We start from the raw sequence: 263 nt of genomic DNA on the forward strand, positions 1-263 counted from the left end.
ATGGGGCAAAACCGTCCTGCCGATTCCGGCCCTGGAATCCGCTTGACTGATGCTTCTAAAGGTCAAAACAACAATAACGCCATCGGCTACGGCAGCGACGGAGACAGCAAAAACAGCACCACCCGCAGCGGCATCAACACCCGCAACATACACATCACCGACAAAGCGGGACAACTTGCCCGAACCGGCAGGACTGCTGAAGAAACCGAAGCGCGTATCCACACCGGTATCGACACCGAAACTGCGGATCAACACTCAGGCCG

The 263-nt window shown here is 56.7% G+C and carries 1 pseudogene; it reads left to right on the forward strand.

Features of this window, described 5'->3' with window-relative positions:
• Positions 1–263, forward strand: a pseudogene (locus HMPREF2675_RS10645) (hypothetical protein); the annotation flags it as partial.

Source organism: Neisseria sp. HMSC061H08 (genome assembly GCF_001836795.1).
Classification (GTDB): domain Bacteria; phylum Pseudomonadota; class Gammaproteobacteria; order Burkholderiales; family Neisseriaceae; genus Neisseria; species Neisseria subflava_A.